Source organism: Streptomyces sp. NPDC044719 (assembly GCF_056433405.1).
Genome location: NZ_JBWKHE010000006.1, coordinates 86,248 through 108,638, shown reverse-complemented (window position 1 = coordinate 108,638; position 22,391 = coordinate 86,248). Strand labels below are relative to the sequence as shown.

Genomic DNA, 22,391 nt, shown 5'->3' with positions numbered 1-22,391 from the left:
CCGGTCGCGGGTGGTCCCGTGTGGACGCGTCCGGTGACTCCGGGGGCGTACTCGGGCCCGGTGGGTCAGTTCTGGTGGCGGCGGGTGAGGGCCTTGTTCAGGGCCGTGCGGAGTTCGGGGGGCGGGGGCGGGCCGTCGGACTCCGCGCTGGCCGTGACCGCGGCGGCCACGTCGCGGAGCTTGGTGTTGGAGAGCTGGGACGTCTCCCGGAGGATGTGCCAGGCCTGGTCGGAGGTGCAGCCGTGGGTGGCCATGAGGATGCCGCGGGCCTGGTCGATGACCGGGCGGGAGGCGATGGCCTGACGGAGCTGCTCGACCTCCGACTGGAGGAGGTGCAGGCGCTCCGCGCGTTCCATGGCGACCGCCGAGGCGGCGGCCGGGACGGGATCGTGGGGCGCGGGCCGCAGCGGATCCGTGGTGTCCAGGCCCGCCAGCTCCAGGATCCGGCGCGGCTGGCCGTTCCAGTTCGCGGTCGTCACCGCCGTCGCACGCGCCCGGCTGTAGTCCGCCAGGGCGTCCAGGAACTGCAGTCCGGCCGTGTCCATGAAATGCACGCCCCCCATGTCGAGGTCGACCCGGGTGATCGTGGCCGGCAGCTCGGCCAGCGTTCTGGCCAGGATGTCCGCACAGCCGTGAACGAGCTCACCACGCGGGGTGAGCTCGGCACGGTCCGCGTCGACGCGGCCACTGATGACCAGGGTGTTCAGCCCTCCTGTGAGGTGTGGTGATGCCGCTGACGTCATGTCACCGCCTTGTCGGTCCTCGTCGGTCGTCATCGGTCCCAGCCGGACTGTGCAACGATCACGTCGCCCCCCCGGGTGGACGTCGGTGTCAGGTGCGCCTGCCCGCCTTACGGCGTACTACACCCGGTTCGGGGGAATGAGCTTTCCCCGGACGGGTACGAGCGCTGTGGACCAGAGCGTGGGGAGAGGGGCTTGAACACTCGACATCAGGTGCCGGCCGCCGGGCCCCGCGTGCCGGGCCTGGCGGTGTTTCCGCTGGCCGGGCGGCAGGGAGTCCGGGCGGCGGGAGAAGTCGGCCTGACGACCCGTGCCATCTGGGAAGGCGTACTGGAGCAGGCCGTTCGCGAGGATGAGGACGTGTACTACCTGGAGCTCTCCGACGTGACGTTCGTCGACGTCGCGGGCGCCGGTGCGCTCGCGGCCGCGGCCGGCCAGCTCAGGGACGGCCGCAGGTTCGTCGTGCGCCGGCCGCCGCCGGCCCTGCGCCGGACGCTGGACCTGCTCTGGCCCGACCAGGCCGGGATCGAGGTGGCGACGTCATGACCACTGCCGTCACCGAGCCCTTCGGCCCCCTCGACCCCTTCGTCCACCCCGCGCTCTTCTACCGGGACGAGCAGGAGTACCTCGACGGCACCGTGTCCTTCGTGCGCGACGGCCTGGCGGCCGGCGAGCCCGCGGCGGTCGCGGTGCCCGGCAAGAACCTCGCGCTGATCCGGGACGCCCTTGGCGAGGCCGCGGGCAGCGTGAAGTTCCTGGACATGCGGGAGGCCGGGCGCAACCCGGGCCGGATCATCCCGGGCGTGCTGCGCGCGTTCGCCGACGCCCAGCCGTCCGGCCACCGGGTGCGGATCATCGGCGAGCCCATCTGGGCCGGGCGCTCCGCCACCGAGTACCCCGCCTGCGTCCAGCACGAGGCGCTCATCAACGCGGCCTTCCGGGGCCGTACGGCGACCATCCTGTGTCCGTACGACGTCGAGCAGCTCCCCGAGCACGTCCTCGCCGACGCGTACGCCACCCACCCGACCGTCATCCCCTCCGGCTCCCGGGCGGAGCAGGACAGCGAGGCGTACGCGCCCTGGGCCGTCGTCGACCGCTACAACGAGCCGCTGCCGCCCGTGCCGGACGCGCTGACGTTCCCCTTCGACTCCGACTCGCTCTCCCCGGCCCGGCACGTGGCCGTCGGTGAGGCGGCGCGGCTCGGTCTCACCGGCGTCAAGCTGGACGACCTGGCCCTCGCCACGGCCGAGCTCGCCACGAACAGCGTGGTGCACGGCGGTGGTTCGGGTGTGCTGCGGATGTGGGCCGAGGACGGGTTCGTGGTGTGCGAGGTGCGCGACGAGGGGCGGCTCGCGGACATCCTGGCCGGGCGTCGGCCCGTCCCTCGTGACCAGCGCGGCGGGCGCGGGATTCTGCTGGTCAACCTGATCGCCGACCTGGTGCGGGTGCACCGGAGCGACGTGGGGACGACGGTGCGCTGCTGGTTCGCCCGCTGAGGGCCTCGGCCTCCCCCGGGCGGCTCATGCCCCCAGCGGATCCAGCGCCAGCGGCTCGATCCTGCCCTCCAGCATGGCGCCGAGGCCCTGTACGGCGCACACGTCCGGGCGCTCGGCGATGCGCACCGGCATGCCGGTCGCCTCGTGCAGCATCTCGTCCAGGCCCGGCAGCAGGGCGCTGCCGCCGACCATCATGATCCCCCGGTCGGCGAGGTCGGCGACCAGGTCGGGCGGGCAGTCCCGGAGCACCTTGCCGATGCCGTCGAGGATGGCGGTGAGCGGCGTCTGGATGGCGTCCCGTACGGCGGCGGTGTCGACCTGGACCGAGCGGGCCAGGCCCGTGGCGACGTCCCGGCCGTGGATCTCCGTCGAGGCCGGGCCGTGCGGGGTGAGGCCGTTGCCGGACAGGGCGAGCTGCAACGGCCGTACCGACTGGCTGGGCAGCATCAGCTCGTGCTCGTGACGCAGGTGCTGCACGATCGCGTGGTCGACGGCCTCGCCGCCCACCGGGATGCGCTCGGCGGTGACGATCGCGCCCAGGGACAGCACGGCCACCTGGGTGGCCGCCGCCCCGCACACCATGATCATCGTGGCCTCGGGCTGCTCCACGGGCAGTCCGCAGCCGACGGCGGCGGCGATCAGCGTGTCGACCAGTTCGACGCGGCGGGCCCCGAGGCCGACCAGTGTCTCGATCGCGGCGCGCTGGGCCAGCGGGTCGGCGTCGTGCGGGGTGCAGGCGGCGGCGCGCAGGATCGGCTTGCGGCGCAGGCTGCGGCGCATCTTGTCGCCGAGCAGATGCCGCAGCATGCGCTGGGCCATCTCGATGTCGACGACGGTGCCGCCGGAGACCGGCCTCGCCACCCGGATGTAGTGCGGCGTACGGCCCGTCATCTTCTCGGCGAGCTCGCCGACCGCGATCAGGGCTCCGGTGCGGGTGTTCACGGCCGCGGCGGACGGCTGGTCGACGACGAGCCCTGCGCCCTTGACGTAGACGCGTGTGCGGGCCGCGCCCAGGTCGACGGCGAAGTGGCAGCGGCGCAACTGCTCCAGACTGGCGGTCATGGCAGGTCCTCCCGAGAGCACAGACCGTGGAGGGCCGCCAGACGGCGGGCCTCCCTCGCATCGTGCGCGGGAGGGACCGAAGCCGCCTTTCCAAGGGGGCCGGGTGGGGCGCCGCCGAACGGGGGGTTCCCGCTAGGCCGTGTCCGCAAAGTCCCGCCTGCCCCGCGACGCCTGGCACGCACTCTCGCCGCAGACGCCGCGGGGCCCGCCCTCCGGGCGGACGCCGGGACTTTGCGGACACGACCTAGGGCCGGAGTGAGCGTGTGGCGTTCAGCAGGGGGGCCAGGGAGGTGACCGTGGTCTCGCAGCCCGCTTCGTGGAGTTGCCGGCCGGCGGTGGTGTTGCGGGCGAGTCCGACGAAGCGCAGGCCTGCCTGCTGGGCCGCGGTGAGCTCGGCGACCGTGGAGCCGATCAGTACGCCGGTCGCCGCGGCGCCGCCGGAGGAGTGCATCGCGCGCAGCAGGCAGTCGGGGTGCGGGGTCAGCAGGGTGAGGTCCTCGCCGCGGCCGTGGATGCCGTCCAGCGGAAGGCCGTAGGGCTCCAGATAGCGGTGGACGGCCGGCGCGCCCACGTCCGACACCACGCTCACGCGGCGGCCGAGGTCGTGCAGGGCGCGCACCAGCGGCACGGAGTTGTGGGTGGTGGGAGCGTCGGGGACCGCCTCCAGTTCGCGGGCGTCGAGGCGTTCGCGCAGGAGCGGGCCGAGCCGGTCCCGTGCGAAGGCCCGCAGCACGTCCAGCGGATGCGTGAACGTGTCCCGCACCGCGCCCGGCAGCGCGTCCCGCGGGTCGCGGTGCTCGTCGACGAGGGCGAGCAGGTCGAGCGCGGCCTGTGCGGCGGTGGTCGCCGAGAACAGGCGGGCCATGGGCCCGTCGAAGCCGAGCAGCACAGTCTCGGCCTCGTCGAGGAGACGGGACAACGGCCGTTCCGAGGGAGCGGCCCCCTGCGGTCCGGGCAGGGCCGCCCCTTCCGGGGCCAGCTGCACCGACGCCGTCACCGACAGCCCGGGCACGGGCCACCGGCGCAGCCCGGCGTTGACCGCGCGCTGGGCGGCGCCCGCCCGGCGCAGCGGATGCCGGCGGGTGATCCGGGCCGCCTCCTCCAGCAGATGGTCGAGCAGCGGCCCGGACACCCGGGCGACCTCGCCGCGGACGAAGGCGACCGGGTCGTCCACGTGCCAGGACAGCTCGACCGCGGCGGCGAAGGCGCCCTTGCCGGAGCTCGGCAGGGAGACCCGGTGGTGGGAGTGGTGCGTGGTGAGGTCCACCTCGTAGTACGTCACGTGCCGTGGCGGCCGGGCGCCGTGCGGCTGGGCGGGGTTGAGGAGGGTCAGCGGGCCGTCGGGCCGGGTGTGGACGACGGCCGTGCGGCCCGGGGCCGGTATGCCGAGCCGGCGCAGGTCCTGCGTGATGAAGGGGCCCTCCACCAGGTCGCGGGCCTCCGGTTCGGGGGCCGTGGAGGGGGACAGCGGGCAGTACCAGGCGACGGGCGGCGTGTCGGTGGCGCCGCCTTGGTAGAGGGGCTGGAAGCGCTGGGGTCCCTGGGCCGCCGAGCTGCCGGCGAACTGCTCGTACACGTCCGGGGAGACGACCACCTGGATGTCGGCGGGCACGGGCGGCGGGACCGCCGGCGGGGTAGGCCGGTCCCAGAACGTCACGGTGAGGGGCGGCGGGTCCACGAGCCCGGCCAGGACCTCGGGGAGCCCGCGCAGGACCGCGACCAGCACGGGAAGGACGTAGGTGCCGGGCTCGGTGTGGACGACGTAGCCGTTGCCGCGGACCCGGACGTCGAACCGGTGGGTGGCGAGGGCGCCGCGGGAGAGCATCTCGTGCACCGCGTACTCGAGGGTGATGCGGGCCTCGGGGTGGCCGGTGAGGTCGTCGGCCTCGAAGAGGATCGTGGGGCCGGTGGCCTCTTCGGACGCCCTCTGCTCCAGTTCGGCCTGCCTGGTCTCGAGGTCCAGCCTGAGGCCGCGCAGGCGGTCCCGGGTGGCCGCGGCGGCGGGGCCGGGGATGCCGTCGAGGGGGTCGCCGTACCAGAGGTCGAGAGCGTGCCGGAGCTCTGCGGGCCGGCGCAGCGGGTCGCCGAGCAGCTCCTCGCAGTGGAGCGCGTCGACGTACACGTCCGGCAGGTGCACGGCGTACGCGTGCGAGAAGGAGACGAGAGCGCCTGGGGGCAGCACGGGACGTACCTCCGCTGCCAGCTGCTCGAGGCGGGCGGCGGCCTCGTTCTCCGGCGGGGGCTCCTCCCACAGCCCGCCGGCCAGCTCGGTGTGGGGAACGCGCCGTCCGTGGTCGAGGAGCAGCATGCACAGCAGGGCCTGGGCGTGCGGTGAGGAGGGGGGTTCGATGGGCTCCGTGCCCTCGCTGATGCGCAGCGGGCCGAGCAGGGTGACGTGGCGCGGCGGCGACAACGGGGCGATCGCGGTCACGCGTGCGGCGTGGTCGGCGGCTTCGGACAGCCGGTGTTCGTCGACCAGGTCGAGCAGACGCCCGTGCTCGACCGGAACCGACATGCCCGCGGTCAACTGGCCGAGCAGCCAGCTGAATTCGGCGAGATCCGACTCGGGGTCCTTGCCGTCGGACTCCTCGCCCAGGGCGAACCGGCTCAGCAGCACGGTGCCGTCGGGCCGCAGCAGCAGACCCGCGGGGCCGCGCTCCCCACGCACCAGCCCCTCCCTGTGGAGGGCCTCGAGGCCGGCCAGCCCCTGGCACAGCAGGCGGGCGAACGTCGGGAAGGAGATGCCCGACAGCACTTCGGACAGCGACAGGCCGTCCACGAACTCCGTCACCAGGTACGGCGCGTCGTCCTCCACCCCGAAGTCGAGCACGCGCACCAGATGCGGATGCTCCAGCTCGGCGAGTGCTCGTGCCTCCCTCAGGAACCGCTCGTGCGGAGCGGGCTGGTCGCGATACCGGCGGACGATGACCTGCTGGCCTGTGTGGACATCCACGGCCGTGGACACCCGGCTGCTCCACCCCCGCCGCCCGATCAGCCGGTAGCGGCCTCCGACAAGGTGCTCCGATCCGGCGCCGCCCAGCCGCCGTACCGTCTCTTCGCTCACCGTCGCGAACGCGGGCCCCGAGCCGTGCCGGCCGGTGTCCGTCTCGGCCCGGAACTCCCCGGCCGCGAGCCCCGCCCGTTCGTCGATCAGGCCGCCGACGCGTTCGAGGAACTCCCGGGTGCGGCCCCGGGCCGTGCGGGGCAGGGAGCGCAGCAGCAACTCCCTTACGCCGGGCCGGAACTCATAGGAGCCGGGCGGGCCGGGGGCCGCGGCGAGCATGCCGCTGAGGATCACCTCGGCGAGGTGCTGGGGGTGCGGGTCGCGGGCCACGGTGCGCTGGACGAGGCGCATCACCGGCACGGACGGGACCGCCAGGGCGAGATGCCCGGCGAGGCGGAAGGCCTCGGGGGACGCGGTCGCGCGGAAGCGCAGCACCAGGTCCTCCGAGGACACCGACGCGAGGTCGGGGGCCGGTTCGGCGGGTGGTGCGGGGACGGGCGGCAGCCAGGCCGCCGCGCCCGGGGTGCGGGCGCCGCCCGGGTCGGCGACCAGGGCCGCCCAGTGGGCGAGCCACGGGGCGGCCGGTTCCAGGACCGGCAGGGGCAGGGCCCGGTCGGGGGCAGGCGCGGCTTCGTACGGGGTGAAGGCGAGTGCCCCCGAGGGCGCCGCCGTGGCCGGGGCGGTCAGCAGGCCCGGTTCGGCGGGCAGTGCCGTGGTGGACCAGAGGTGTTCCGGCAGGGGCTGGACCACGGCGAGCGGCATGTGGCGGGCCCAGCGGCGCAGGGTGCGGTACCAGCGGTCGCCCGCCTCGCCCGGGCGCCACTGCGGGCCCATGCAGTCGCTGATGACGAGGGTGACCGTACGGCCGTCGTCGAGGACGGGGACCTGGCGGGCCCGGCCGTCGGGCGTGGCCGGATGCAGGGTGACCGTACGGAAGATGCCCGACTGGGCGAGGGCCGTGTGCAGTTCGCTCACCAGGGGGCGCCAGACCGGCATGGTGGGGCCCGTGTCGTGCACGAGGTTCAGCCGCAGCCAGCGGTCGGGGGCCGGGCGCAGCACCGGGAGCCACACGTCGGGGTGGGCGCCGAGCCGGGCGATCCGGTCGGCCGTCGCCCGTTCGTCCAGCACCCGCAGGTGCGGTGAGGGCACCTTGCGCTGCAGCGGGCGCAGGGCGCGCTGGAGTGCGAGGGGGTGGGGCAGCATCGGGGGTGCGGGGGCGAGGAGGGGGGAGCCGCCGCCTGCTCCGTCCCCCTGTGCGGGGCCCGGGGAACGAGGGGCGGGAAGGCGCAGGGGGACGCGGTCGGGCGCGGGGGCCGGGGGTGGTGGCTCGGAGGCACGTGGTGGCACGGGGGCGGCCAGGGGGTCGCCCTCGGGCGTGGAGGCCTCGGCTGTCTTGCCGGTCGTGACTGGGCCGATGGTCGCAGGCTCCTCCGCTGACGGCCCGTCCGCCTCCAACCGGCCCGCCAGCCACAGCAGTTCCGCGAGCTCCCGGGGCGTCGGCGACGCACCCGCCGCGGACAGCGCCGCGGCCAGGCGGGCGAGTGGGGACTGCCCCGCCTCGCGCTCAGTGTGTGCGTGTCCAGCCCCGGCCGCGCGGCGGCTGATCCCCGAGGAACCGTCACCGGGGACGCGGCCCGCCCCGCGAGCGCCTGCCCCGTCTGCCCGAGGGCCCTCCCACTCGTGCTCAGAATCCATCGCCGTCGGCCGTCGCGCTGAGGTACGGCATCAGCTGCTCGGCGAGGTCGTCGCGGGACTCGGCGTCCAGGCCGGAGACTCCGGTGAGGTAGAGGGCGTTCAGGAGCTGGTCGGTGGCGAGTTCGCCGCCGTTGGCCCGCTCGAGAAAGCGGGTGATCAGACGGTCCGCGGCGGCGTCCGGCGTGTCGAGGTGGGCGCGGACGATGTCGGTGAGCTGGTCCCGGTCGGGGCGGCGCAGCTTCAGCCGGACGCAGCGGCGCAGGAAGGCCGGCGGGAACTCGCGTTCGCCGTTGCTGGTCAGTACGACGAAGGGGAAGGCCCGGCAGCGGACCCGGCCGCGGTGGACGGCGACCGGCGTGTCCGTGCCGTCGGCGAGGACCTCGGCCGCCGTGTCCTCCGAGTGGCGGGCGGCGCGGACCAGTTCGGGGATCTCGTACTGGCCCTCCTCCAGGACGTTCAGCAGGTCGTTGGGCAGGTCGAGGTCGCTCTTGTCGATCTCGTCGACGAGCAGGGCACGGGGCCGGTCGTAGGGGAGCAGTGCCGTGCCGAGCGGGCCCAGGCGCAGATGGTCCTCGACGTCGCCGGCGGCCGGCCGGTCCCGCCCCTCCCGGTCCTGCCGCTCCCGGGCGGCGTACAGCCGGGACAGCGGGTCGTACTGGTAGAGGCCGTCGCCGAGGGAGCTGCGGCTGGTGATGTTCCAGCGCAGCACCGGGCCGAGGCGCAGCTCTCGGGCCACCGCGTACGCCAGTGAGGACTTGCCCGTGCCCGGCGGGCCGGTGACGAGCAGGGGGCGGCGCAGACAGAGCGCGGCGTTGACGAGCCGGACGCTCTCCGGGGTGGCCACGTACGACTTGGCCCGGTGCACACGGTCGGGCGAGACGGCCGTCGCGTCGTCGGTGTCGTCGGGCGGCGGCAGGGCGGGCCCGCCGTCGAAGGCGCGCCAGGGCGGTGGGGCGGGGAGGTGGTCGATGCCGTCGTGCGGCTCGTTCCTGCCGGTGTAGACCGACCAGTGCGGCATGGGGGGTGGTCTCCGCTCTCCGTTTTCGTGCTGGTGTTTCTCAAGGCGCCCCGGACCGCGTCCGGGTGGGTCAGGACACCGGCGACCCCGCGTGCGCGGCGGTGACCGCGTGCGGGTCGGTGAAGACGCGCGGGTCGTCCCAGAGCAGCTGGATGCCGTGGGCCCAGTGGTCCTCCTCCGCGTCGGCCTCCTCGCGCAGGGCCAGGACGTGGCGCGGGAGTTCGGCGGGCGGTACGGCCGCCACACAGGCGTCGAGCGCGTCGAGGAAGGCCTTGCCGGTACAGCCGTCTCCGGCGCACTCCTCCTGCCCGGAGTCGCAGCCGCCGCGCGACCACACGATGACCGGGGCCGGTGCGGTGAGCGAGGTGTCGAAGTGCGGCCGGGTGCGGGCGGCGGCCGGGGCGGTGCCGAACCCGGCGAGGCAGGCGTCGGGCCGCCGCATCCGCATCCGCAGCCGTCCGGGTTCCTCCGGGCCGCCGCACTCCACACGGTGCATCCGCGCGCCCGGCAGGGAGTCCAGGCGCTTCCACGCCCGGGTCAGGACATGCCGGGTGCTGGCCTTGCGCCGGGCGTGGTCGGTGACGACCAGCGGGTAGACGCAGCCGAGCGGGGTCGCGTCGTCGGGGGCGCTCTCCCAGAGGTCGACGGGCCAGTCCAGCCAGTCCCGGGGCAGCGCGAACGCGACCAGCTCGTCGGCGCCGGGCGTCAGATACCGGAAGGCCGCCTCGATGCGGTCCCGCACATAGGCGTGCAGCCGGTGCTCTTCGACCGTGCCGGAGTCCACCGGGTGCCGTCGCCCCTCGCTGTACGCGGACACCTCGACCCGGACCAGCCCGTCGCCCGCTCCGCTGTGCCCCAGTTCTACGAGGATGGGCGACCAGTCGGGCGCCGACGGCTCCACGGCCGGGGTGTGCAGCAGGGCTTCGAGCCGGTCGGCGAACCGGGACACGGTCCGCGCGGCGCCCGGGCCGTCGAGTTCGCACAGCACGAACAGGGCCGCCGACCACAGCGAGTCGAACCCCTCCTCGGGCGGCGGCGGGTCGAACGGATCGGCCGCCGCGGTGTAGAGCCGGGCCGGGTCGCAGTCCACGCCCGCGCGGGCCGCCTTCTCGACCAGGGCGCGCAGCCGCGCCCGGTCGGCACCGGTGTGGTCCGAGGTGGGCACGAGGCTCTGCAGGCCGGGCCAGTAGCGGGCCATGACCTGGGTGGGCATCATCCGGCCGTTGCGCACGTCCCGGCTGCCGGCCGCCGCCGTGACCATGCCGATGACCTCGCCGGTCTCGGCCAGGGTGACGGCGGCTCCGCTGAAGCCGGGGGCCAGGGGCTGGCCTCCGGGGTGCCAGGCCTCCAGTTGGAGCCACTCCCGTTTGATCAACTGGGCTGCGGTGACCCGGTACTCGGCGAGGGTGCCCTCGTCGAAGCCGGCCGGGAAGCCGTAGACGACGAGCTTGCGGGGGCTCGTGCCGTGCGCGGCGTCGACGGGTGCGAGCGCGGCCGGGGCGATGTGCATCTCCCGGTCCAGTTCCAGCACGGCGAGGTCACCGAGGTCGGTGCCGGCGCCGGTCCAGCCGCCGTGGGCGACGACCCGGGCGGGCACGGCCGGTGACCCGGGCCGCTCGGTGAAGGTCACCGTCAGACCGTCGCCGTCCTGCACGACATGGGCGCAGGTCAGCACCGTGCTGGGGGTGACCAGGAAGCCCGCTCCGGCCACCCGGCCGTGTAATTCGATCCGGGCGTGCCACTCGGCGCTGTTCAGGGTGGTCTCCAGGGCGCTGCCCACGGCGCTGTTCATGAGGCGGCGCCGGCCTCCCGAGCGCCGGACCCCTGCGCACCCGCCTCCGAAGCGGACGGGGACCAGGACAGCTTGACCACCAGATGGCCCTCGGCGGTCCCCTTGGCGATGAACGCGCCCGTCTCGGCGGACAGTTTCACCCCGAACTCGATCTCCACGCCGTCGGGCTTCAGCGAACCGTCGCGGAAGACGCGCAGCGCGGACTCGGCGGCGGCGCGCACCCCGTCCAAGGCACCCTCGAAGGTACGGGTCGCCTGGACCGTCCCGTCGCCCCGGGAGACCAGGCGGGAACCGGACCGCTCCTCCACCCCCTCGACCGCGACCACGGCACCGTCACCGGTCCTGAATTCGACCAACCCGTCCACGGCACCCCCGTCGTCCCACTGCACTGAGCATTTCCATTGTGACGGACGGTACTTGATGTCACGTGGGGCATCCACCGGATCTACGGTCCCACCGTCCCCCGGATCACCCCCAGCTCCACCAGATCCTGCGGCCGGATGCGGAGCTGGTCCGCCGTCGGCTCCACCTCGCGCGGCGGCCGCTTGAGGATGGCCGCCGCGAGCTCAGGGGCGATCACCGAGAAGTAACTGTCGGGCGTGGCCCAGGTGTTGCCGGGCGCGGCCAGGGCCAGCGCGCCGCCGGAGCCGCCCTCGCCGATCACCAGCGTCGTCACCGGCGTACGGGCGCCCGCCACCGCCACGAACAGGTCGGCGATCGCCGCGCCCGCGCCCTGCCGCTCGGCCTCCGCGTCGTTGGCCGCGCCCGGGGTGTCGACGAGGGTCAGCACCGGAATGCCGAGCCGGTCCGCGAGCCGGATCAGCCGGGCGGCGGTGCGGTAGCCGGCGGGGCGGGTCGCGGTCCCGGTCTGCGCCGCGTACGCGACCGTACGGCCCTGGTGCTCACCGAACCCGCACAGCATCCCGTCCGGGTCGGTGCCGCCGCAGCGGTCACCGCTGATCGCGACCCGGTGGGTGAAGTAGGCGTCCAGATAGGCGGCGGCACGCGGGCGCCCGGGCGAGCGGGCCCGCCGGACGGCGTCCCAGCCGGTGCCGGGCAGGCCCGCGCTGTCGCCGAGCGGTTCCGGCGGCGGGGCGGGCGTGCCGGACGGGGACGTCAGCAGCGGCAGCCACCGTCCCAGCACCTCGCGCAGTTCCTCCGGCCGTACGACCGCGTCCACCGCGCCCGCCGCCAGTTGCGCCTCGGCCGTGTACGCCGCCGGGTCCGCGTCCGCCGGCCGCACCCGGGAGCCGGCGAAGCCGATCTGCGCCCCGGGCAGCGCGAGGACCACGTCGGCGCCCGCGCCCAGGGTGGCCCAGCCGCCGCCGGTCGTCGGGTCGCGCACCACGGCGACCTGGGCCAGCCCGGCCTCCCTGGTGAGCGCCGACTGGCGGGCCACCCGCTGGAGCTGGGTCAGGGCGAGCATGCCCTCCTGCATCCGGCTGCCGCCCGTGGCGACCAGCGGCACGACCGGGAGGCGGTGGTCACGGGCGTAGGTGTACGCCGCCTCCAGCCGGTCCCCGGTGCGCTGTCCCAGGGAGCCGCCGAGGAAGCCGAACTCGAACGCGATCAGCACGGCCCGGGCGCCGCCGATCCGGGCGGTGCCGCAGACCACGGACTCCTGCTCGCCGGTGCGTTCGGCGGCACGGGCGCGGGAGGCGTCGTAGCCCGGCCACCCGAGCGGGCCGTCCGGCCTGGGATCCCTTATGGGCGCGGGGAGTTCGGCGAAGGTGGAGTCGTCGGCGACGAGGGCGACGATCTCGCGAGCCGAGTGCCGGTCACTCATGGGTCAGCGCCCGCTTCATGATCTTCCCCATGTCGTTGCGGGGCAGCGCGTTCAGGTGGTGGACGACCCGGGGGCGCTTGTGCGGTGCGAGGCGCTCGGCCACATGGTCGGCCAACTCGGCCAGGGCGGGCGGCGACTCGGGATCCGCGGGCACGATCCACGCCACGATCCGTTCGCCCAGGTCGGGGTCCGGTTCCCCGGTGACCGCGGCCTCCCGCACCCCCGGGTGTTCGAGGAGCGCGTTCTCGATCTCACCCGCCCCGATCTTGTAACCGCCGCTCTTGATCAGGTCGGTGGCCTTGCGGCCGACGATCCGGACATAGCCGTCGGGGTCGCGCACCGCCATGTCGCCGGTGCGGAACCAGCCGTCGGCGGTGAAGGCGGCGGCGGTGGCGTCGGGCCGGTTGAGGTACTCGGTGAACAGGTTCGGGCCGCGCACCTGGATCTCGCCGACGGTCTCCCCGTCGTACGCGGAGACCTCCGAGCCGTCCTCCTCGACCAGCCGCAGCTCCACACCGGGCAGCGGCACGCCGACCGTGCCCGGGCGGGCCTCGCCGTCGGCGCGGACGCTGGTGTTCATCAGCGTCTCCGTCATGCCGTAGCGCTCGATCACCCGCCGTCCGGTCGCGGTCGCGATCCGCCCGTGGTCGTGCACGGGCAGCGCGGCCGAACCGGAGACCAGCAGCCGCGCCCCGGTCAGCGCCTTCACCAGATCCGGGTCGCCGGTCACCGCCTCCGCGATGCGGTGGTACATCGTCGGCACGCCGAACAGCATGGTCGCGCCCCCGGCCAGCTCACGGGTCACGCCCTGGGTGCTGAACCGGCCCAGGTGGCGGACCGATCCGCCGCGCCGCAGCGGTCCGAGCGTGCCCAGGACCAGGCCGTGCACGTGGAACAGCGGCAGTCCGTGGACGAGGACGTCGTCGCCGCTCCACTGCCAGGCGTCGGCCAGCGCGTCCAGGGTCGAGGAGATCGCCCGGCGCGGGATGACGGCGCCCTTGGGCGGGCCGGTGGTGCCGGAGGTGTAGACGATCAGGGCCGGGTCGGCCTCGTCGGCGTGCTCCTCGGGGGCGGGGCCGGTGCCGTGCACGTCCACGTCGAGCCGGGGCAGGTCCCCCACGGGGGAGGGGAGTTGGTCCTCCGGGGCCGTGAGCACCAAGTCGGGGGCGCTGTCCGACAGGATGTGGCCGAGCTCCTTCCCGCCCGACTTCGGGTTGAGCGGTACGGCGGGGACGCCGGCCAGCAGGGCAGCGACGACGGCGACGGCGGTCTCCATCGTGGGCGTCGCCCAGACGGCGACCCGCCTGGCCGCGCCGATGTGTGCGGCGAGGGCGCCGGCCGCGGCGGCGAGTTCTCCGTACGTCAGCGAGCGCTCGCCGAACCGGAGAGCGGGGCGGTCGGCCGGGGCCTCGGTCAGGGCCGGGAAGAGAGGGGGCACGCGTCCGTCTCCTTAGTCGTTCTGCCTGTTCTGCCTGTTCTGCCTGTCTGTCTGTTCGTGGGGCATCGGCCGGCTATCCCCAGCCGGGAACGACCATCACCAGCCATGCCGCCGCCGGTACGACCGCCACCACGATTCCTCCGTACACCATCAGCTGCCGGAAGAAACGCTCGCGGTCGACGTCCGGCGCGGCGGCCAGGACCAGGGCGCCGTTCGTGGAGAACGGGCTCACGTCCACGACGGTCGCCGCTACGGCGAGCGCGGCGACCATGCCGATCGCGCCGATCTCGCCCCGTTCCAGGAAGGGGACGGCCAGGGGGATCAGAGCGCCCATGATTCCCACGGAGGAGGCGAAGGCGGAGACCAGCGCGCCGATGTAGCAGAGCAGGAGGGCGGCGAGGAGGGGGACTCCGATGCCGCCCACGCCCTCGCCGGCCCAGGTGATGGTGCCCATCTCGTCGAGGACGCCTACGTAGGTGAGGACGCCGCAGATGAGGAGGACGGTGGGCCAGGCGATCTCGCCCACTGCCTTGCGGCTGTCTTCGGGCCACAGTGTGCTGAGGACCACTGCGAGGGTGATGGCCGTGAGGCCTGCGTCGAGGTCGAAGACGAGGACGGCGACCACCAGGGCCAGGAGGGTGGTGAGGGTGGCGATGCGGGAGGGGGTGAGGCTGGTTTCTTCCGGGCTCGTGGGAGTGGCTGGGGTGGGGCTGCCGCCGTCGCTGCCGGTTTCGTCCACCGCGCCCTGCGCCCACAGCTTGAGGCCCCCGCAGACGACGAACACCACACCGGCGATCACCAGGTTCGCCGTCAGGGACGCCAGGAAGAGGACGAGTTCGTTGCCGGGGAGCTTTTCCCGTTCGACGATGCCGTTGACGATCGAGCCGTAGATGCTGATGGGGGAGAAGCCGCCGGCCTGGGCGCCGTGTACGACCATCGCGCCCATCAGGAGCGGGCTGATCCCGTAGCGCGTGGCGAAGCTCAGGGCGATCGGGGCGACGATCGCGACCGCGGCCGGGCTGACCGCGCCGATCGCCGTGAGCGCGCCGGTCAGCGCGAACATCACCCAGGGGATGAGCGCCACCCGCCCCCGCACGAGCCGGACGGCGGCGTGCACCAGCCAGTCGGTGGTGCCGTTGGCGCGGGCGATCGCGAAGAGGTACGTGACGCCGACCAGGACGACGAACAGGTCACCGGGGAAGCCGGCGAAGATGCCGTCCGCGTCGAGGTCGGCGACGAGCCCGCCCACCCCGAAGGCCGCGGCGAAGGCGAGCGCGCCCATGTTGACGGAACGGGTGGTGGCGATGACGAACACCACGACGAGGACGAGGATCGAGATGAGTTCGGGGGACATACGGGCTCCCGTCGTTGGGCCCCGGAGCGGCTGGGAGCATCTGGGAGTGGCCGAGTGGCTGAACCACTTCAGGTGCGTTGGCTGAAAGAGTGGGTGCGGCCCGGGCCCCCGTCAAGGGGTCGCGCGATAATTGGTTCAGCCACTCGGCCACCGGGCAGGCCGGTGTTACGCTCCCGGCGAGAGGGGGACTCCGTGACCGACGCCCTGCGCCCCATGACGAAACAGCGCCTCTACGAACAGGTGCTGGAGCGGCTGCGCCAGTACGTCGCCGAGGGCGGGCTGCGCGCCGGCGACCGGCTGCCGCCCGAGCGTGATCTCGCCCAGCGGCTCGGGGTCAGCCGCGCCTCCGTGAAGCAGGCGATCGTCGTGCTGGAGGTCCAGGGCCTGGTGGAGGCCCGGCACGGGGGCGGTACGTACCTCGTGCGGGACAGTCTCGACACCGAGCCCGTGGAGCGGATGGTCGAACGCCGCAGGCGCCTCCCGGATGTCCTGGAGGCCCGGGAGGCGCTGGAGACGAAGCTCGCCGAACTGGCCGCCGAGCGGCGCACGGAGGACGATCTGGCGGCGATGCGCTCGGCGCTCGCGCACATGACCGAGGAGATCGAGGCGGGCGGTCACGGCGTGGAGGGCGACCGCCTGTTCCACGCGGCCGTGACGGCGGCCGCCCACAGCGGTCTGCTCGCCGAGTTCATGCGCTCCATCGCCGAGCAGATCGCCGAGAGCCGCACCGAGTCGCTGCGCCAGCCCGGCCGTCCGTCCCGCTCGCTCTCCCAGCACCAGGCCATCCTCGACGCGATCGCCGACGGGGAACCCCGCCGGGCGGCCGCGGCCATGCGCCGCCATGTCCGCACGGTGGCGAAGGTGCGGCTGCTGGACTGGGAGCCGGGCCAAGAGGAGTAAAGGCCCGTGTTTCTACGCCGTTCCGGTCAGGCCGCCCGTTCCACCACGTCCGCCACCACACAGCTGACGTTGTCCGGGCCGCCCGCCTCGTTCGCCGCGCCGACCAGGGCCTTGACCGTCTCGTCCGGGGTGACCCGCGAGGTGAGGAGGTCGAGGATGCGGTCCTCGGGGACGACACTCGACAGGCCGTCGGAGCACAGCAGATAGCGGTCGCCCGGGTGGGCGTCGTGCAGGCGGAGGTCCGGGATCACCGTCGCCCCTCCGCCCGTCAGGGCCTTCAGGAGGAGGGCGCGCTGCGGGTGGGAGACGGCCTCCCCGGCGGTCAGGCGCCCCTCGTCGATCATCGACTGGACGACCGTGTGGTCGTGGGTGATGAGGAACAGTTCGCCGTCGCGCAGCAGATAGGCACGGGAGTCGCCGATGTGCACCAAGGCCAGCCGCGAGCCCGTCCACAGCAGAGCGGTCAGGGTCGTGCCGATGTCGTCGGCGCCGTCGGCCACGTCGTGGACGGCCTGGGTCGCGCCCCGCACCGCGTCCTCCAGGAGGTTGAGGACCCCGCCGGCCGGGATGTCCGCCGTGTCCAGGGAGCGCAGTGCCTCCACGGCGGCACTGCTCGCGGGCGCGCCCGCCGGGCCGAAGCCGTCGGCGACGGCGAGCAGCCGGGTGCCCGCGTACGCGGTGTCCTGGTTGGCGGGGCGGACGCGTCCGGTGTCCGAGTGGGCGGAGTAACGCAGTTTCAGCACGGCGGTGTCCTCTCCTGGCTCTCGCGAGTCCGTCGTCAGGTGGTCGACCAGGAACGCGGCGAGGTCCCGCCGTACCGCCGTCTCCGCCTCGACCCGTGCCCAGAAGGCGCGGATCTCCCGGGCGGCGGCCGTCGAGTCGCGGTCGTGCAGGCGGCACACCCGGCGGATCTCGGCCAGCGGCATGCCCAGCCGCCGCAGCCATGCCACCAGCCGGGCCTGCTCGAGCTGGGCCACCGCGTAGTACCGGTATCCGGTGTCCGGGTCCACCCGGGCGGGCCGCAGCAGGTCCAGCTCGTCGTACAGGCGCAGTGCCTTCGGCGAGAGCCGGCAGGCGTTCGCGAACGCGCCGATCGTCAGCATGTCCATGCGTCTCCCCGCGGTCCCGCGCTCCTCGCGCTCGTTCCGTTCCGTCACCGATGCTGGGGCTTCACCAAAGGTGAAGGTCAAACAGGGTGTCGTGGTTCCATCGAGGATTGTTAGCCTGCGGCGGACATCGTTCGATCGTCCGTACGAGAATGGAGCCGCCGTGGCCGGCACCCCGCGCATCGCGCTCGTCACCTACGACCCCGGTGGCGAGGTGAGCAAGGACCGGGACCTGCCGGTGCTCGCGGACGCGCTGCGGGAGGCCGGGACCGAGGCGGCCGTCGTCCACTGGGACGACCCCGAGGTGGACTGGGCCGGGTTCGACCTCGTCGTCATACGGTCCACCTGGGACTACAGCTGGCGGGCCGAGGAATTCACGGCCTGGGCCGAGCGGTGCGCGAAGGTGACGCGGCTCGCCAACCCGGTGGACGTCGTGCGGTGGAACGCCGACAAGAGGTATCTGGGCCGGCTCGCGGAGGCCGGGGTACCGACCGTGCCCACCCGCTACTTCGCACCCGGCGACCCCCTCGAGCTGCCCGACGACCACGAGTACGTCGTGAAGCCCACCTCCGGCGCCGGCGCCCGGTACGCCGCCCGCTACCCCGCCGGAGAGCGGGACGCCGCCACGCGCCAGGTCGAGCGGATGCACGCCGAGGGCTTCACCGTCATGCTCCAGCCCTATCTGACCAGCATCGACACCCACGGCGAGCGGGCCCTGCAGTTCTTCGGCGGACGACTGCTGCACGCCTCCCGCAAGGGCGCCGTCCTCGCGCCGGGCACCCCGTACGACGCCGACAAGATCGCCCACCCGGATCTCCGGCCCTGGGAGCCGGCCCCCGCCGAACTGGCCGTCGCCGAGCGGGCCCTGGCCGCCGTGCCCCTGGCCGGTGATCAGGAGCTGCTGTACGCGCGCGTGGACCTCGTCACCGGGCCGGACGGGGAGCCGTGCGTGATGGAGCTGGAGCTGATCGAACCGAACCTGTTCCTGTGGCTGCACCCGGAATCCCTGCCGAGGGTGGTCGAAGCGGTCCTCGCCGCCATGGACTGATCATGACCCGTGGGGGATACGTTCCCTGATGCGGCTTTTGGTGTACTGGTAGGGCCATGCCCTCCGAGCGACGGTCCTGGGCACCGCTGCTGGCGGTGTGTGCCGGGTACTTCATGGTGATCCTGGACGTGACCGTCATCAACGTCGCCGTGCCGGTGATCGGGCGGGAGCTGTCGGCCTCGCTGACGGGCATCCAGTGGATCACCGACGGGTACACCCTGGTCTTCGCCGGGTTCCTGCTGACGGGCGGTGCGCTGGGGGACCGGCTGGGCAACCGGCGGGTGTTCTGCACGGGCGTCGCGGTGTTCACCCTGTCCTCGGCCGCGTGCGCGCTGGCGCCGAGCGCCCCGTTCCTGGTGGTGGCCCGGCTGGTGGAAGGGCTCGGGGCGGCGCTGATCGTGCCCGGTTCCCTGGCGCTGCTCCAGCAGGCCTACCCGGAGAAGGCCGTACGCTCGCGGGCCTTCGGGCTGTGGGGTTCGATGGCGGGCATCGCGGCCTCCGCCGGGCCGCTGCTGGGCGGGCTGCTCGTCTCCACTGCGGGCTGGCGCTGGGTGTTCCTCATCAACCTGCCCGTCGGCGCGGCCTGTCTGGCGCTGACCCTGCGGCACGTCGGCCGCTCGCCCCGGCGTGCCGACCGGCCCCTGGACTGGCCGGCGCAGGTCGCGGTCGTGGCGGCGGTGGCCCTGCTGACGGCGTCGCTCAACGAGGCCGGACGGCGCGGCTGGACCGACCCGGCCGTGCTCGCCGGTGTGGGCCTGGCCGTACTGGCCGCCGCGGCCTTCGCGCTGCGCGAGCGGCTGGCCCGCTCCCCGGTGCTGCCCCTCGGCCTGCTGCGGTCGCGTGCCATGAGCGGCGGCGCCGTCATCGGCCTGCTGTTCAACTTCGGTTTCTACGGCATGGTGTTCACCGCCAGCCTGGAGTTCCAGCACCAGCGCGGCTTCAGCGCCCTCGGCACCGGGCTCGCGCTGTTCCCGGCGGTGGCGATGACCATGTTCGCCTCCGTCCTGTCCGGCCGGCTGACCCGCCGCACCGGCGACCGTCCGCTGGTGGTCTCCGGCATGCTCCTGGCCGCACTCGGGCTGGCCGGCTGGGCCGCGGCGGGCGCCGACCCCGCCTACGCGCTGCTGGTGGCCCCGATGATGGCAGCCGGATTCGGTACGTCCTTCGCCCTCACCGGCTCGACCACCACCGTGATGGGCGCCGCGCCCGAGGCGTACTCGGGGGCCGCCTCCGCCCTTTTCAACACCACCCGCCAGATCGGCAGCGCCACCGGCGTGGCCCTCGGCGGCAGCCTGCTCGCCTCGGCCACCGACTACGGAACCGGGATCCGCACCAGCATGCTCGTCGGCGCGCTCGCCTATCTGGCCGCCGCGGTCCTCGCGTGGCGGTGCGTGCCCGCGAAGGCCGGACAGCCCGGCGCGGAGCCCCTCACTCCTGACGGCCGGTGACGGCCACCCGCTGCAGCAGCCCCCAGGTGAACTCCGCGACGACCTCCCGCCGCACCCCCGCCGCGTCCGGCGCCGCGAACGCCAGCCCCCACCGGGTCGGCGCCGTGCCCTCCAGCGGACGGGCCGGGGCGAAGGCGCGGGCCGCCTCGTCGACCGTGCAGGACCAGGGGGCGAGATCGTCGAGAGTGCGCAGCTCGGGGCCCGCGGCGCCCGGCGCGCGGACCAGCCACTCGTTCCACACGGCGCCGTTCGGGGCGGTCAGGACCTCGAAGCGCAGGGCGGGCCAGAGCGGCACGGGCCACAGCCACGCCTCGCAGTCCAGGTCGCCGATGCGGCGGGGCGTCCGGGACTCCGCCGCACCGAGGACCGAGCGGTAGCGGGACAGGGGCGGGCGGGAGCGCGGAGAGCGGATCATCGCCTGCCAGCGTTTGTTCGCCTCGCGCATGTCCGCGAGGGAGACGCCCAGCTCGTGCCGGGCGTCCTCCACCAGGCCGGGATTGTGGTCGGCCATGCGGCGCAGCAGCACCAGCTGGAAATCGAGCGTGGTGAAGGGGCTAGCGGGGCGCTTTCCGGAGGGCATGGGAACCATCGTCGCCCACCGGGGCCGTTCCGGGGCGGCGGCCGTCGGGCAGGAAGAGCACGGAGTTGACATAGCGCGGGCCCCTGAGCAGAGGGGAGGGCAGGACGCGGCGGAGCAGGCCGTGGGAGACGACGTAGGAGGCGTCGGCCTGGTGGTCCTCCAACGGGAACTCGGCCAGCGGCACCCAGGTGTCGCCCGGCAGCACCCAGCCGTCGTAGCCCAGCAGGGCCAGATAGGTCACCACCGGGGCGATCGGCTGGATGCGGGACTCCAGCTCCACGAACAGGGCCGGCCGGTCACGGGCCAGCAGACCCGTCGCCCCGCGCAGGACCGCCGGCTCGTTGCCGTCCACGTCGATCTTGATGAAGCCGACGTCGCGCAGCCCCAGTTCGTCCAGCGTGACGCAGGGGACGTCCAGCGCCCGGCCGTGGATGTCACGGCGGACCAGCGAGGACACGCCCCGGTCGCCCGAGTCGTCCGACGGCAGCCACAGGCGGGCCAGGCCCGGACGGTCCGAGGCCGCCGCACGGACCACCCGTACGTTCGGCGGGACGGCGGCGGCCAGCAGCCGGGCCAGATGGGGCACCGGCTCGATCGTCACGACCTGCTCGGCGCGGCCGGACAGCCGGTGCGTCCAAGGGCCGTACCAGCCACCGACGTCCACCGCCGTACCGCAGTCCGGCGGGCACAGCTCGGCGAGCCGGGCCAGCTCCGGTTCGAACCGCGGATACAGGGCCCGGGCCGTCGCGGCCACCAGCCGGGTGGGCAGGAAGGGGGCGAGGCGGGCCGCCAGGCTGGTCACGGTGCCATCCTCTTGAGGAGTTCCTCGTGCTCGTCGTCCGGCACCTGCTCACCCGAGGACGGCAGCAGCTGCGGAATGCCGTCGAGGATCGGATAGCGGCGGCGCAGCCGCGGGTTGTACAGGGCCTCCTCCTGCTCGGCCTCCTCGGCCAGCAGATGCAGCGGGCCCTTGTCGAGCGGGCACGCCAGGATCTTCAGCAGCGGGTCATCAGGCTTCACGGTGATGCCAACTCCTTGGCTGGGGCGGGCTCCTGGGGAGCGGAGTCGTGTTTGGGCATGGTCAGCAGTACGGCGACGGCCAGGGTCGTGCCCGCCACCCGCAGCGCGAGCCGCAGCGGCTCGTCCGGCAGCGCCTCGCCGAACGACAGCGTGCCGAGCACCGCCGTGAACAGGCAGGTCACGGTCGTGCACACCGGCACGATCAGCGAGGCCCGGCAGCGCTGCAGCGCCGCCTGCGACATCACCAGGCCGAACACACCGGTGAACAGCAGCAGATACGGATACGGGGAGCTCAGCAGGTCCAGGACCGCGCCGCCGATCCCGCTGGTCGTCAGATGGCTCGACACCCCCTTGATGGCCAGCGAGCTGACGCCGTACAGCAGACCCACCGCCACGCCGTACTCCACGCCGGTCGTCGGGCGCCGGTGCCGGTTGCGGGCGCGCCGCTCGGCGGAGCCGTACAGCCACACCCCGGCCGCCAGCGAGGGCACGCACACCAGCAGGATCAGCGGGTAGGGCGCCTCCTGGCTGACGGAGTCCGAGCCCTCGCGCAGGGACAGCACCACCATCAGCAGCGCGAGCAGGATCGCGCCCAGCGCGTACCGCTCCCGGCCGGTCGTCTGCTCGCCGAGCAGCCGGGCCGACAGCAGCACGAGCAGGACCAGGCCGGAGACGAAGATGCCCTGCGCGGCGGCGATCGGCAGCGTCCGGTACACGGCGAGCTGCGCGGCGAACCCGGCCGCGAGCGAGAGCGAACCGCCGATCCACAGCGGGCTGCCGAGCACCAGGCGCAGCAGCCGGGCGGGCTGCCGGATCGTTACTTCCGGGAGGGCGGCGAGCGCGCGCTTCTCCAGGACGAATCCGGTGCTGTACAGGACGTTCGCCAGCAGGGCCGCGGCCACTC

At 74.0% G+C, this 22,391-nt stretch carries 19 protein-coding genes; 5 read left to right on the top strand and 14 right to left on the bottom strand.

Annotated elements, in window-relative coordinates:
• Nucleotides 1-65: 65 nt before the first annotated feature.
• The gene (locus tag AC07DF_RS24115; RefSeq protein ID WP_478974939.1) at nucleotides 66-743 is read right to left on the bottom strand and encodes an ANTAR domain-containing protein; all 678 of its coding nucleotides are present in this window, start codon (nucleotides 741-743) and stop codon (nucleotides 66-68) included.
• A gap of 192 nt (nucleotides 744-935) precedes the next feature.
• Here AC07DF_RS24115 and AC07DF_RS24110 point away from each other — a divergent pair, with 192 nt between their 5' ends.
• Both AC07DF_RS24110 and AC07DF_RS24105 read left to right on the top strand, forming a co-directional pair.
• Complete coding sequence (locus tag AC07DF_RS24110; RefSeq protein ID WP_478974936.1) at nucleotides 936-1,286, top strand: STAS domain-containing protein; 351 nt, start codon at nucleotides 936-938, stop codon at nucleotides 1,284-1,286.
• Entirely contained in the window at nucleotides 1,283-2,236 is a 954-nt protein-coding gene (locus tag AC07DF_RS24105; RefSeq protein WP_478974933.1) for an anti-sigma factor RsbA family regulatory protein, read from the top strand. The genes AC07DF_RS24110 and AC07DF_RS24105 overlap by 4 nt, the downstream gene beginning before the upstream one ends.
• 24 nt (nucleotides 2,237-2,260) lie before the next feature.
• On the opposite strand, the gene AC07DF_RS24100 is transcribed toward AC07DF_RS24105, so the two are convergent.
• From AC07DF_RS24100 to AC07DF_RS24065, 8 genes are all read right to left on the bottom strand, one after another.
• Nucleotides 2,261-3,298, bottom strand: coding sequence for a rod shape-determining protein (locus tag AC07DF_RS24100; RefSeq protein ID WP_478974930.1), 1,038 nt, complete (start codon nucleotides 3,296-3,298; stop codon nucleotides 2,261-2,263).
• Between the two features lie 244 nt (nucleotides 3,299-3,542).
• Nucleotides 3,543-7,835, bottom strand: a complete 4,293-nt coding sequence (locus AC07DF_RS24095; protein WP_478976211.1) for an SAV_2336 N-terminal domain-related protein — start codon at nucleotides 7,833-7,835, stop codon at nucleotides 3,543-3,545.
• Between the two features lie 151 nt (nucleotides 7,836-7,986).
• Nucleotides 7,987-9,015: an AAA family ATPase gene (locus AC07DF_RS24090; RefSeq protein ID WP_478974927.1), complete on the bottom strand. Its 1,029-nt coding sequence runs from the start codon at nucleotides 9,013-9,015 to the stop codon at nucleotides 7,987-7,989.
• A gap of 70 nt (nucleotides 9,016-9,085) precedes the next feature.
• Nucleotides 9,086-10,807, bottom strand: coding sequence for a VMAP-C domain-containing protein (locus AC07DF_RS24085; RefSeq protein WP_478974924.1), 1,722 nt, complete (start codon nucleotides 10,805-10,807; stop codon nucleotides 9,086-9,088).
• Nucleotides 10,804-11,172: a CU044_2847 family protein gene (locus AC07DF_RS24080; RefSeq protein WP_478976208.1), complete on the bottom strand. Its 369-nt coding sequence runs from the start codon at nucleotides 11,170-11,172 to the stop codon at nucleotides 10,804-10,806. The genes AC07DF_RS24085 and AC07DF_RS24080 overlap by 4 nt, the downstream gene beginning before the upstream one ends.
• 80 nt (nucleotides 11,173-11,252) lie before the next feature.
• Nucleotides 11,253-12,593 (bottom strand): carboxyl transferase domain-containing protein, encoded by a 1,341-nt coding sequence (locus AC07DF_RS24075; RefSeq protein WP_478974921.1) that lies wholly within the window; start codon nucleotides 12,591-12,593, stop codon nucleotides 11,253-11,255.
• Entirely contained in the window at nucleotides 12,586-14,031 is a 1,446-nt protein-coding gene (locus AC07DF_RS24070; RefSeq protein ID WP_478974919.1) for an acyl-CoA synthetase, read from the bottom strand. Before AC07DF_RS24070 ends, AC07DF_RS24075 begins: the two co-directional genes overlap by 8 nt.
• Before the next feature lie 73 nt (nucleotides 14,032-14,104).
• Entirely contained in the window at nucleotides 14,105-15,385 is a 1,281-nt protein-coding gene (locus AC07DF_RS24065; RefSeq protein WP_478974916.1) for an SLC13 family permease, read from the bottom strand.
• A gap of 192 nt (nucleotides 15,386-15,577) precedes the next feature.
• Between AC07DF_RS24065 and AC07DF_RS24060 the strand changes: the two genes are divergently transcribed.
• The gene (locus tag AC07DF_RS24060) at nucleotides 15,578-16,285 is read left to right on the top strand and encodes a FadR/GntR family transcriptional regulator (RefSeq protein WP_478974913.1); all 708 of its coding nucleotides are present in this window, start codon (nucleotides 15,578-15,580) and stop codon (nucleotides 16,283-16,285) included.
• A gap of 26 nt (nucleotides 16,286-16,311) precedes the next feature.
• On the opposite strand, the gene AC07DF_RS24055 is transcribed toward AC07DF_RS24060, so the two are convergent.
• Nucleotides 16,312-17,394: a MerR family transcriptional regulator gene (locus AC07DF_RS24055; protein ID WP_478974911.1), complete on the bottom strand. Its 1,083-nt coding sequence runs from the start codon at nucleotides 17,392-17,394 to the stop codon at nucleotides 16,312-16,314.
• A gap of 160 nt (nucleotides 17,395-17,554) precedes the next feature.
• On the opposite strand from AC07DF_RS24055, the gene AC07DF_RS24050 reads away from it, so the two are divergent.
• Complete coding sequence (locus AC07DF_RS24050; protein ID WP_478974908.1) at nucleotides 17,555-18,439, top strand: ATP-grasp domain-containing protein; 885 nt, start codon at nucleotides 17,555-17,557, stop codon at nucleotides 18,437-18,439.
• A gap of 56 nt (nucleotides 18,440-18,495) precedes the next feature.
• Complete coding sequence (locus AC07DF_RS24045) at nucleotides 18,496-19,887, top strand: MFS transporter (protein WP_478974905.1); 1,392 nt, start codon at nucleotides 18,496-18,498, stop codon at nucleotides 19,885-19,887.
• Here the strand turns inward: AC07DF_RS24045 and AC07DF_RS24040 are convergent.
• The 4 genes from AC07DF_RS24040 to AC07DF_RS24025 are packed head-to-tail and all read right to left on the bottom strand — an operon-like array spanning nucleotide 19,868 to nucleotide 22,389.
• Complete coding sequence (locus AC07DF_RS24040) at nucleotides 19,868-20,476, bottom strand: hypothetical protein (RefSeq protein WP_478974902.1); 609 nt, start codon at nucleotides 20,474-20,476, stop codon at nucleotides 19,868-19,870. The two genes, AC07DF_RS24045 and AC07DF_RS24040, sit on opposite strands and share 20 nt — an antisense overlap.
• Entirely contained in the window at nucleotides 20,442-21,269 is an 828-nt protein-coding gene (locus AC07DF_RS24035) for an FkbM family methyltransferase (RefSeq protein WP_478974899.1), read from the bottom strand. The genes AC07DF_RS24040 and AC07DF_RS24035 overlap by 35 nt, the downstream gene beginning before the upstream one ends.
• Entirely contained in the window at nucleotides 21,266-21,487 is a 222-nt protein-coding gene (locus AC07DF_RS24030) for a Trm112 family protein (RefSeq protein WP_184592281.1), read from the bottom strand. The genes AC07DF_RS24035 and AC07DF_RS24030 overlap by 4 nt, the downstream gene beginning before the upstream one ends.
• On the bottom strand, nucleotides 21,484-22,389 hold the full coding sequence (locus tag AC07DF_RS24025; protein ID WP_478976206.1) for a hypothetical protein: 906 nt from the start codon (nucleotides 22,387-22,389) through the stop codon (nucleotides 21,484-21,486). Before AC07DF_RS24025 ends, AC07DF_RS24030 begins: the two co-directional genes overlap by 4 nt.
• Nucleotides 22,390-22,391: the final 2 nt, after the last annotated feature.

What these genes read in the sequence shown, in the direction of transcription:
- AC07DF_RS24065 (WP_478974916.1), bottom strand. Translation starts at nt 15,385, where the DNA reads ATGTCCCCCGAACTCATCTCGATCCTCGTCCTCGTCGTGGTGTTCGTC.
- AC07DF_RS24100 (WP_478974930.1), bottom strand. Translation starts at nt 3,298, where the DNA reads ATGACCGCCAGTCTGGAGCAGTTGCGCCGCTGCCACTTCGCCGTCGAC.
- AC07DF_RS24105 (WP_478974933.1), top strand. Translation starts at nt 1,283, where the DNA reads ATGACCACTGCCGTCACCGAGCCCTTCGGCCCCCTCGACCCCTTCGTC.
- AC07DF_RS24040 (WP_478974902.1), bottom strand. Translation starts at nt 20,476, where the DNA reads ATGGTTCCCATGCCCTCCGGAAAGCGCCCCGCTAGCCCCTTCACCACG.
- AC07DF_RS24085 (WP_478974924.1), bottom strand. Translation starts at nt 10,807, where the DNA reads ATGAACAGCGCCGTGGGCAGCGCCCTGGAGACCACCCTGAACAGCGCC.
- AC07DF_RS24075 (WP_478974921.1), bottom strand. Translation starts at nt 12,593, where the DNA reads ATGAGTGACCGGCACTCGGCTCGCGAGATCGTCGCCCTCGTCGCCGAC.
- AC07DF_RS24045 (WP_478974905.1), top strand. Translation starts at nt 18,496, where the DNA reads ATGCCCTCCGAGCGACGGTCCTGGGCACCGCTGCTGGCGGTGTGTGCC.
- AC07DF_RS24055 (WP_478974911.1), bottom strand. Translation starts at nt 17,394, where the DNA reads ATGGACATGCTGACGATCGGCGCGTTCGCGAACGCCTGCCGGCTCTCG.
- AC07DF_RS24115 (WP_478974939.1), bottom strand. Translation starts at nt 743, where the DNA reads ATGACGTCAGCGGCATCACCACACCTCACAGGAGGGCTGAACACCCTG.
- AC07DF_RS24090 (WP_478974927.1), bottom strand. Translation starts at nt 9,015, where the DNA reads ATGCCGCACTGGTCGGTCTACACCGGCAGGAACGAGCCGCACGACGGC.